Genomic DNA, 11,353 nt, shown 5'->3' with positions numbered 1-11,353 from the left:
AAAAATGAGTAAAAAACTTATACTTGTTGTAGAAGATGATAGTACAATTAGAAAATTTATATGTACAGCTTTAACAACTCAAGATTATGAAGTAATAGAGAGTTCAACTGGAAAAGAAGCAGTCCAAAATGCTATAGCAAAATCTCCAGATGTTATGCTACTTGATTTAGGTCTTGAAGATATAGATGGTATTGATGTTATTAAAACGGTTAGGCAGATTTCGGACCTTCCAATAATTGTAGTATCCGCTAGAGAACAAGATCGAGAAAAAGTGGAAGCATTTGATACTGGAGCTGATGATTACATAACAAAGCCATTTTCAATAGTTGAACTTCTTGCAAGGGTTAGAGTTGCTCTTAGACATAAAGAAAATAAATCTGTAGATATTTCTATGCCCGAGAAAGAAAAGGAAGATACTTTTTCTGTGGGAGATTTGTTCATAGATTACGATAAGAGAAAGGTGACTGTATCAGGAGAAAATATACATTTAACACCAATAGAATACGATATATTATCCCTTTTAGCAAGAAATCATGGAAAGGTATTAACACATAATTATATTATAAAAAAAATATGGGGTGGAGTAATAGGTGGAGAAACCAAGTCATTAAGAGTATTTATGGCGACAATTAGAAGAAAAATAGAAAAACAACCTGCAAATCCCCAATATATAATGACAGAAGTTGGTGTGGGATATAGATTAAACGATGAAATATAATTAGAATAAGAAAGAGATTGATGTATTTACGATATTTTATTTTTGAATTTATTATTTAAAAATAATTATTGTATCTATATTAATCTCTTTTTTTTATTGAATTTTATAGGAAAATATTTTCTTTTGTTAATTTTTTTCTTGTGTTAAGAAAGTATAAAGATAAAATATAAATCTTGATACAATCTTAATCCTAAAGACACTATCTTTAATCCCGTTTTTATATATAAAAGCATAAAATTATATACATGATAAAGAAAAAGAAGATATTAAAAAATCTTCTAAAAAAGTAGGAGGTAATTGAAATGATGGATGTAATAATGATTATACGGCTTTTAGTTGGAATTATATCTGTTAAACTATTTGCTGATTGGTGTGAAAAACAAATACAGAAATAATAAAATTTATGAAAAGTAACAATTAGTATTTTTAGATGGAGGGAGAAAAATGATACTTTTAGTAGTTGTAATAGTAGCTTTATTAGCATATTTACTTTATGCTTTAATAAACCCAGAGAAATTTTAACAGAGGGCATTATAGATTAATTATTAGATTCTAACTTAGATAGAAAATAAAATATAGTGATTAAGATATTAAAACAGGAGGAAAAAATGTTACAGAATATATTATTTTTAATAGTGTTTATGATATTAGTAATTCCTATGGGTAAATACTTATATCAGGTTGCCAATTGTGAAAAAGCATTTGGCGATAGAATATTTAACAAAGTAGATAATACTATCTATAAAATATTTAAAATAGATAAGGAAGAAATGAACTGGAAACAGTATGTTTTAGCTCTTATCATAACAAATGCAGTTATGATATTTGCAGGATATTTAATTCTTAGAATACAAGGAATAGGATTTTTTAATCCTAGTGAAATTGGAGGAATGGAAGCAAGTCTTTCATTTAATACAATAATAAGTTTCATGACTAATACAAACTTACAGCATTATTCAGGGGAATCTGGTTTATCTTATTTATCTCAGATGTTAGTAATAATTTATATGATGTTTACATCAGCAGCAACTGGTTATGCAGCTTGTATGGCATTTATAAGAGGTCTTGTAGGAAAGAAAAAAACTTTAGGTAACTTCTACGTTGATATGGTTAGAATAACAACAAGAGTTTTAGTTCCACTTGCATTTATAGTAGGTGTTTTACTTATATCTCAAGGTGTGCCTCAAACACTTGGCGGAACAGAAACAGTAAGAACAATTGAAGGTAATTTACAAGATATAGCAAGAGGCCCGGTTGCAGCTCTTGAATCTATAAAACATGTTGGTACAAACGGTGGTGGATTCTTTGGAGCTAACTCTTCTCATCCATTTGAAAATCCAACAATTATATCAAATATGATAGAAATGCTTTCAATGATGATACTTCCAGGAGCTTGTGTTATAGCTTTTGGATATATGATAGGAAATAAAAAACAGAGTAAGGCAGTATTTGGAGCTATGGGAATAATATTCTTAGTAGGTCTTTTAATATGCTGGACTTCTGAAAAAGCAGGTAACCCAGAATTAGCAGCAGCAGGATTAAGCCAAGCTATGGGTAATATGGAAGGTAAAGAGCTTAGATTTGGTATAGATCAATCGGCTTTATTTACAACAGTAACAACATCATTTACTACAGGTACAGTAAACAATATGCATGATACACTTACTCCACTTGGAGGACTTGTTCCAATGCTAAATATGATGTTAAATGTAGTATTCGGAGGAAAAGGTGTAGGGCTTATGAATATGTTAATGTATTCAATACTTACAGTATTCCTTTGTGGATTAATGGTTGGTAGAACACCAGAATTTTTATCAAAAAAACTAGAAGGTAGAGAAGTTAAGTTAGTTGCATTATCAATAATAGTTCATCCATTATTAATATTAGCATTTTCTGCATTAGCAGTTGCTATTCCGGCTGGACTTGAAGGTATAACAAATGGAGGATTCCATGGATTATCTCAGATTCTTTATGAATTCTCATCAGCATCAGCTAACAATGGTTCAGGCTTTGAAGGTTTAGCAGATAATACTTTATTCTGGAATATGACAACTGGAGTAGCAATGTTCTATGGAAGATATTTAGCAATAGTTATACAGTTAGCTGTTGTTGGATCACTAGCAAATAAAAAACCAGTAAATACTAGTGTAGGAACATTAAAAACAGATAACTTTACTTTCACAATACTTCTTGTTGCAATAGTTTTAATAATAGGAGCATTAACATTCTTGCCAGCTCTTGTATTAGGACCAATTGCAGAGCACCTAACTATTTGGGCGTAATAAAATAGACGAATATGTAAGGAGAGTATAAAGGAGATATAGATAAAAATGAAAAACAATGGAAATAAATTTTTAACTAATGATATTCTTAAAAGCTCTATAGTAGAAGCTTTTAAGAAGTTGAATCCAAAATATATGATGAAAAATCCAGTTATGTTTGTCGTTGAAGTAGGTACTGTAGTAGCATTTTTACTTACATTAATGCCAAACTTATTTGGAAATGATGGTTCAGGAAACATAAGAATATATAATGCGGCGGTTACAATTATATTATTTATAACTATATTATTTGCAAACTTTGCCGAATCAGTAGCAGAAGGTAGAGGTAAAGCTCAGGCAGATACATTAAAGAAAACAAGAAAAGATACAATGGCTAGACTTATTGATAAAAATGGAAATGAAAAAATGATAAGTTCAAGCGAATTAAAAAAAGGTGATGTGGTTTTAGTTAATACAGGAGAAGTTATACCAAATGATGGAGAAGTTATAGAAGGTTTAGCTTCAGTTGATGAATCAGCAATAACAGGTGAATCTGCTCCAGTTGTTAGAGAATCAGGTGGAGATTTTGCATCAGTAACTGGTGGTACAACGGTTGTAAGTGACTGGTTAAAAATAAAAATAACTACAAATCCAGGGGAATCATTCTTAGATAAAATGATTTCTTTAGTTGAAGGTGCTTCAAGACAGAAAACTCCAAATGAAATAGCATTAAATACAGTATTAGTTAGTTTAACTTTAATATTTATGATAGTTTTAATAACTTTATACCCAATGGCTAATTACACAGGTGTTCAGATACCAGTATCAACAATGATTGCTCTTTTAGTTTGTTTAATACCTACTACAATAGGTGGACTACTTTCTGCTATAGGGATAGCAGGTATGGACAGAGTTACAAGATTTAATGTAATAGCAATGTCTGGTAAAGCAGTTGAATCTTGTGGTGACGTTGATACAATGATACTTGATAAAACAGGTACAATAACTTACGGAAATAGATTAGCAGCTGATTTTATCCCAGTGGTTAATATAGAAAAAGAAGAATTAATAAACTTTGCAACGTTAAGTTCACTAAAAGATGATACTCCTGAAGGAAAATCAACAGTAACTCTTGCAAAAGACATGAATTGCAATGTAGAAAAATTAGAAGAACTTGCAGAAGGTGCTGAATTTATAGAATTCTCAGCTCAGACAAGAATGAGTGGTCTTGACTTAACAAATGGTGTAAAAATAAGAAAAGGGGCTTTCGATAGTATAAAAGAATATGTTAGAAATTTAGGTGGAGAAATACCATCAGATCTTGATGAAAAAGTAAATGAAATAGCAAAACTTGGAGGTACTCCTCTAGTAGTTGTAGCAGATAATAAAATATACGGTTTAATATATTTAAAAGATACTGTTAAACCAGGGTTAGTAGAAAGATTTGAAAGATTAAGAGAAATTGGTATAAAAACTATAATGTGTACAGGTGATAACCCTCTTACAGCCGCTACAATAGCAAAAGAAGCAGGTGTAGATGGATTTATCGCTGAATGTAAACCAGAAGATAAAATAGAAGCAATTAAAAAAGAACAGTCTGAAGGTAAAATTGTTGCAATGACTGGTGATGGTACAAATGATGCTCCAGCACTTGCGCAGGCAGATGTTGGACTTGCAATGAATAGTGGTACAACATCAGCAAAAGAAGCAGCAAATATGGTAGACTTAGATTCAGACCCAACAAAAATACTAGAAGTTGTTGAAATAGGTAAACAGCTTTTAATAACAAGAGGTGCATTAACAACATTCAGTATAGCTAATGACGTTGCAAAATATTTTGCAATAATACCAGCTATATTTACAGTTGCAATACCTCAGATGGAAATGTTAGATATAATGAATTTAGCAACTCCATTTAGTGCAGTTTTATCAGCACTAATATTTAATGCGATAATAATTCCTTGCTTAATACCTTTAGCAATGAAAGGTGTTAAATATAGACCTATGTCTGCACAGAAATTACTTCTTAGAAATGTAATCGTATTCGGTGGTGGTGGAGTAATCGTCCCATTCATAGGTATAAAATTAATAGACTTATTAATAGCACCACTTTTAATGATGATAGGTCTTTAAAAAAGAAATTTATGGAGGAAAAAAATGAAAGGGTTAAAAAATATATTAAAAAATGCAATTTCATTAAGTTTAGTTTTAATACTAGTTTGTGGGATAGCTTATCCAATGGCTTTAACAGCCACTGGACAAGTGTTATTCAAAGATAAAGCAGAAGGAAGTTTTATAGAAGTAGATGGTGAAAAAGTAGGATCAAAAAACATAGGGCAGCAATTTACAGAACCATATTTCTTTAAAGGAAGAGTGTCTTCTATTAATTACAATACTTATACAGAAAAAGATAAAGAAGATGGAACATACGAAGGACCATCTTCAGGAAGTTTTAACTATGCTCCATCAAATCCTGAACTTAAAAAAAGAGTAGAAGCTAGTGTTGATGAATTCTTAAAAAATAATCCAGAAGTAAATAGAGAAGATATACCAGCAGATTTAATGACAGCATCTGGTTCAGGATTAGATCCTAATATAAGTGTAAAATCAGCAGAAATTCAGGTTCCGGCTATATCAAAAGCAAGTGGAATATCAGAAGAAAAATTAAATAAAATGATAAAAGAAAATACAGACTCTAAATTTTTAGGAATATTTGGTGAAGAAAGAGTTAATGTATTAGAATTAAATATAGATGTTTATAAAAGTATGAATAAAAATAAATAGAAAAAAACAATAATATATAATGATTGAAATGCTCCATTTTATAAATAACACAATAATATATAAAATGGAGTATTTTTTTGCTTATATATAAAAAAATAAAATTAAATTAATTTATACTTAATAAAATATAATAAGTATGAAAAATGACAGAATGGCTAAATTTTCTAATAATTAAGAAAGTCATTGCAAAAAATATATTTTATATATTAATTGAAAATAACATTTGAAACACATTTGGAAATATGATATTTTAGACTAGGTGCGATTAATTAATGGAGGGAGTATAAAGAAATGATTGATGTAAGTAAATTTTTAGTTAATGAAGCGAATGAATGTTTATTATGCAAAAAACCAAGTTGTAGAACAAACTGTCCAGTTCATACAGATATACCTGGCATAATAAACCTATTTAAAGAAGGAAAAATGGAAGAAGCAGGGGAAATACTATTCGACAACAACCCAATGTCAGCAATCTGTGCTATGGTATGTCCTCACGAAGACCAGTGTTTTGGACACTGTATAAAAGGAATCAAAAAAGACCCAGTAGAATTCTACAAAATAGAAGAATTCATATCAAGAGAATATTTAAAAACTGGAAAAATAATTATAAAAGAAGAACCTAAAAACCAGAGAGTTGCGGTAGTTGGTTCAGGTCCAGCAGGTTTAACTATAGCTACTGAATTAGTTAAAAAAGGATACAAAGTAACTGTATTCGAAAAAAATGGTAGAGTTGGTGGTATATTAAGATACGGTATACCTGATTTCAGATTACCAAGAGAAATAGTTAAAGATATGATGAGAATGTTAGAAGAAGCTGGAGTTGTGTTCAGAACAAATACTGCAATAGGTCAGGTTATAACTATAGATAAATTATTCTACGATGGATACGATGCTGTGTTCATAGGAACTGGTACTTGGAGTCCAAAGAGATTAGATATAAAAGGTGAAACATTAGGTAACTCATTATATGCAATAAACTACTTAAGATCACCAAAAAGATATAACTTAGGTAAAAAAGTTATAGTAATAGGTGCAGGAAACGTTGCAATGGATGCTGCAAGAAGTGCTAAACGTTATGGAGCAGATGAAGTTACAATAGCATACAGAAAAGACTTCTGCGATATGAAAGCTTGTAAAGCAGAAATAGAAGAAACTAAAGAAGATGGAGTAGTATTTGATACATACAAAGCTCCAATAGAAATAACTGAAGAAGGTGTAATATTCGCTGATACTCACAGAGTTAAAGGTGAAGACGGAAGAGAATCAGTTGTTATGATAGAAGGAAGCGAAAAATTATACGAATGTGATTCTGTGTTAATAGCTATAAGCCAGACTGCAAGAAATACAATCGTTAAAAACAACCCAGAATTAGAAGTAAACAAATGGGGACTTCTAGTAACTGATGAATACGGTGAAACAACTAGAGATGGTGTATTCTCAGGTGGGGACGTTACTTCAGGACCAAGTACAGTTATAGAAGCTGTTGTTAATTCTAAAAAAGCAGCTGAATCTATAGATAGATACTTAACTAGTAAAAGAGAAAAATAATAACAAATTTATAAAATAGAGGGACAAGAGTATAACTGCTCTTTGCTCCAGGCTTCAGCGCCCCATACTATTATGTAATACATTTATAGGTATGGGGCGCTTGCAGTATTGTCGCTTTAGAGTAGTTATACATCTTGTCCTTAGTTTATAAATTTGTTTGCACATGAGAGAAGTTAAAAATGCTACTGTTGAATATTTTGTAAAGAATGTTCGACAGTAGTTTTTTTGTTGGAAAAATTTGTGAGTATAAGAGACTTGTATATTTTTAAAAATTATTATAAATTTTAATATTTTTATTCAAATTTAATTTGTAAAATGGTATAATATTTTATACATATTATATAAAATAAAAATATGAAATATAAAATTGCTAGGAGTTGACAGATATGTTGAAGGTTTGTGAAAATCTGAACAGACAGACAGACAGACAGACAGACAGACAGACAGACAAGTAAGTCTGTAGTTTTGTTATGCAGTTTTTTAATAGATGTATATAGAGGATACAGTTTTTGTTAGATACAATTACTGTGTCCTTTTTTTGTTGATTTTTAGCGTTTTATGTTTTAAGAGAGGGTGTGTTGTATGAATAAGAATAGGAATAAGGTTGCTGCTATGATGATGGTTGCAGCGATTACAGTTAGTTCAGTTGCTATGCCAGTTGAGGCTGCTGTGAGTAGTGTTGATAATGTAGGAATTGAGAGAGGAAATGTTGTAGATCAGGAAATAAAAGATGTAGAATTGAATGAGGTTAACTTCCCAGATGATGCATTTAGAGAAAGATTAGCAGAAAAATTTAAAATTCCAAACGATGGAACAGGTGTAATAACAGCTTATAATATAAAAAATACAGGTATATTATATTTTTATGATGATTCAAGAACAAAAATAACAAACTTAAAAGGGATAGAAAAATTTGTTAATTTAAATGACTTTATATGTTCCGGACAAAATATAAATAAAGCGGATTTTTCAAAGAATAAAAAACTAAAAAAATTACGTTTCAATAAAAATAATACTTCTGAATTGAACATATCAAACATTAATTTACAGTATTTGGAATGTTATGGAAATCATAATATACAAAATTTAGATTTAAGTTCTAGTACAGAACTAACAAATTTAGAAGCTTACGGAAATAATATATCAAGTATTAAATTGGATCAATGTGAAATGTTAACTGAAATAAATTTGAATGGAAACTCACTAAAATCAATCGATTTAACTGGAAATAAAAAATTATTAGATTTAGGTCTATCAAGTAATAAAGATTTAGTAGATTTAAAATTAAATAAAGATAATAGTAAGATTACAAAATTGGATATATCATATACTGCAATTAAAGATATTGATTTATTGCCACATGAAAAATTAATAGAATTTAATTCAAAAGGAAACAATGTAAAAAATTATAATTTCTCAAGAGCTACTCTTCTAGAAAATCTATACTTAAATGATAATGAAAAAATATCAGAATTAAACCTATCAACAAATACAAAAGTACAACAATTAGAACTTAGTGGATGTACAAGTTTAGAAAAATTAAATGTAAAAGAGTGTTTAGATTTAGTAAGTATAGTTATTAATGGTACTAAATTAAAATCTTTGGATTTACCAAAGTCAAGTAAATTACAAAGTATAGGTATAAGAAATAGTTCAAGGTTAGGATATGTAAATTTAAATGAAAATGCATTAATTAAATATCCAGAATCTATTGAATCAAACTTTTATAATATAAGTATAGATTCAAAACGAAATTATTTAGACTTAGAAGAGCTATTCCCTGGAATAAATATGTCAAAGGTAGATGTTAAAACTGAAGGTGTAACTAAAAAAGATGATGGAAAGTTAGAACTAGGAGATAAAAAGCCTAGAGAGGTAACATATGTTTATGATACTGGAGGAAATCATAATACGATAAAAATGACGGTAAATTTTTATTTAGATTATAATTTCCCTAGTGAAGGCGTTATATTAAATGAAAGCAATTTTAAAGATAAAAACTTTAGAAAGAAAATAACACAAATAACAGGAGTACAAGAAGATCAAAAGATAAGTAGTGAACAATTAGCTAGAATTACAGATTTAGACATTAGCAACTCTGATATTGAAAATTTAGATGGAATACAATTTTTTACTGCTCTTGAATCATTAAATTGTTATAAGAATGATTTGAAAGGTAAACTAGATTTAAGTAATACAAATTTAAAAGAAGTAAATTTTGGAGATAATTTTATAGCAGAAATTAAATTACCAAGTAATATAGAAATTATACGTTGCCAAGATAATGCATTTACAGAATTAAATTTATCAGAATATAGACAACTAAGGACTTTAGACTGTAGCAAAAATAAAGATTTAGTATTAATAGATGTATCACAGAATACAGCATTGGAAAATTTATATGCATCAGAAACAAAAATAAAAGAAAATAATGGTATAAATTTAGTAAATAATACAGGGTTAAAAAAATTAGTATTAAAGGGAAATAAATTAACAAATATAGATTTAAGTGCAAATACAGCATTAGAAACTTTAATATTAGAAGACAATGATTTAACAGGAATAAACATAAGTGCAAACACAGCATTAGTATTATTAAATCTAAAAAATAATAACTTAACAAATATAAATTTATCTACAAATACAGCTTTGCAAGAAGTATATTTAACTAACAATAGATTAAAGAATTTAGATTTATCTACAAATAAAAATTTATATAGAATTTCTTCAAGTGAAACAGAAGGTAAAATATTAGTAAATGATAATTTTAAATTTGAATATGATTATGATGATGTAGAAAATTACTTCCATACAGAAATTAGTTTTGATTTAAAGAATAAAGATTATATAGATCTATATGAAGAGTATGGTATAACTAAGAATGAAATTGATAATAATAAAGTAATATTAAATCCAGAAGAAGTAAAATTAAATAATTTATATTTTGATGGTACAAAAATAAAATGGAATGGAAAAACTCCAGACTTTATATCTTATCAATATAAATGTGGTGGAAGAAAAGATAAAATAAATTTAGGGGTATTCTTACATTTAGAAGGAGAAAACCCAGATAAACCAAACCCTAATCCTAATCCAGGAGGAGGTTCTGGTGGAGGAAGTGGAACAACAACTCCTGAACAAAAACCAGACCAGAAACCTGATGAAAAACCAAACAAACCAGGCAACATAACATCTAAAATAGTAGGAAAGAACAGATATGAAACAGCAGCTAAGATAGCAGATGAGCTAGTTAAGAACAATGTTTCATACAACTCAGTAATACTAGTAAATTCAGATAAATCAATGGCTGACGGACTTTCAGCAGCATCATTATCTGGTAAGAAAAATGCTCCAATTTTACTAGTAAAAAAAGACAGTATACCTGTTGAAGCTATGGCTAAAATAGAAAATGCTAAAAATGTCTACATAATAGGTGGAGAAGGTGCAATTTCTAAAAAGGTAGAAAATCAGTTAAAAGGCAAAAATATAACAAGAATATCTGGAAAAGATAGATATGAAACATCAGCAAAAATAGCTAATATGCTTGGTGGATACAAGATGGCATTTATAGTTAATGGTGCGAAAGGTGAAGCAGATGCAATGTCTGTATCATCAGTTGCAGCAAAATACGGTGCTCCAATATTATTAACTAACGGAAAAACTTCTACACATCCTGTAAAAGCGGGAGTTACATATTATGTAATTGGTGGAAGAAGTGTTGTATCTAATCAGTTAGCGGACAAATACAATGCAGATAGAATTGCGGGTGTTGATAGATATTCAACAAATAGAAAAGTAATAGATGAATTCTATTATGATTCTAAGAAAGTATACTTTGCAAAAGGAGATACTTTAGTAGATGCACTAACAGCATCATTATTAGCAAAAGAAAATGGAATGGTACTAGTATCTAAAAATTCAAATTATAAAAAATTAGAAGGAAAAGAAGCTGTTCAGGTTGGAGGAATGGACTTTGAAATAAGCTTTGAATAAGAATAAATTAAAATGCTACTATGATTAATTTCATGGTAGCATTTTTCAT

Annotated in this window: 7 protein-coding genes; all 7 read left to right on the top strand. The window is 29.1% G+C overall.

The genetic code is table 11. The annotated features are described in order from the left end of the window. Window positions 1–4: 4 nt before the first annotated feature. Window positions 5–718, top strand: coding sequence for a response regulator (locus tag ACK2WO_RS08655; RefSeq protein ID WP_414697484.1), 714 nt, complete (start codon window positions 5–7; stop codon window positions 716–718). A 444-nt stretch (window positions 719–1,162) separates the two neighbouring features. Beyond that, window positions 1,163–1,240, top strand: a complete 78-nt coding sequence (gene kdpF / locus ACK2WO_RS08650) for a K(+)-transporting ATPase subunit F (protein ID WP_071585597.1) — start codon at window positions 1,163–1,165, stop codon at window positions 1,238–1,240. An 86-nt stretch (window positions 1,241–1,326) separates the two neighbouring features. Further along, window positions 1,327–3,000: a potassium-transporting ATPase subunit KdpA gene (kdpA, locus tag ACK2WO_RS08645; protein ID WP_178412106.1), complete on the top strand. Its 1,674-nt coding sequence runs from the start codon at window positions 1,327–1,329 to the stop codon at window positions 2,998–3,000. A 48-nt stretch (window positions 3,001–3,048) separates the two neighbouring features. Beyond that, complete coding sequence (gene kdpB, locus ACK2WO_RS08640) at window positions 3,049–5,112, top strand: potassium-transporting ATPase subunit KdpB (protein ID WP_414697483.1); 2,064 nt, start codon at window positions 3,049–3,051, stop codon at window positions 5,110–5,112. A 24-nt stretch (window positions 5,113–5,136) separates the two neighbouring features. Next, window positions 5,137–5,763 carry a potassium-transporting ATPase subunit KdpC gene (gene kdpC, locus ACK2WO_RS08635; protein WP_414697482.1) on the top strand — a complete coding sequence of 209 codons (627 nt, stop codon included), beginning with the start codon at window positions 5,137–5,139 and terminating at the stop codon, window positions 5,761–5,763. Between the two features lie 291 nt (window positions 5,764–6,054). Beyond that, window positions 6,055–7,311 (top strand): NAD(P)-dependent oxidoreductase, encoded by a 1,257-nt coding sequence (locus ACK2WO_RS08630; protein ID WP_414697481.1) that lies wholly within the window; start codon window positions 6,055–6,057, stop codon window positions 7,309–7,311. Between the two features lie 582 nt (window positions 7,312–7,893). Next, entirely contained in the window at window positions 7,894–11,304 is a 3,411-nt protein-coding gene (locus ACK2WO_RS08625) for a cell wall-binding repeat-containing protein (protein ID WP_414697480.1), read from the top strand. Window positions 11,305–11,353 lie beyond the last annotated feature (49 nt).

The organism is Peptacetobacter sp. AB845 (assembly GCF_047528295.1).
GTDB lineage: Bacteria > Bacillota > Clostridia > Peptostreptococcales > Peptostreptococcaceae > Peptacetobacter.
Note: the sequence above shows the minus strand (reverse complement) of the source record. Positions and strands in the feature narration are given on the sequence as shown.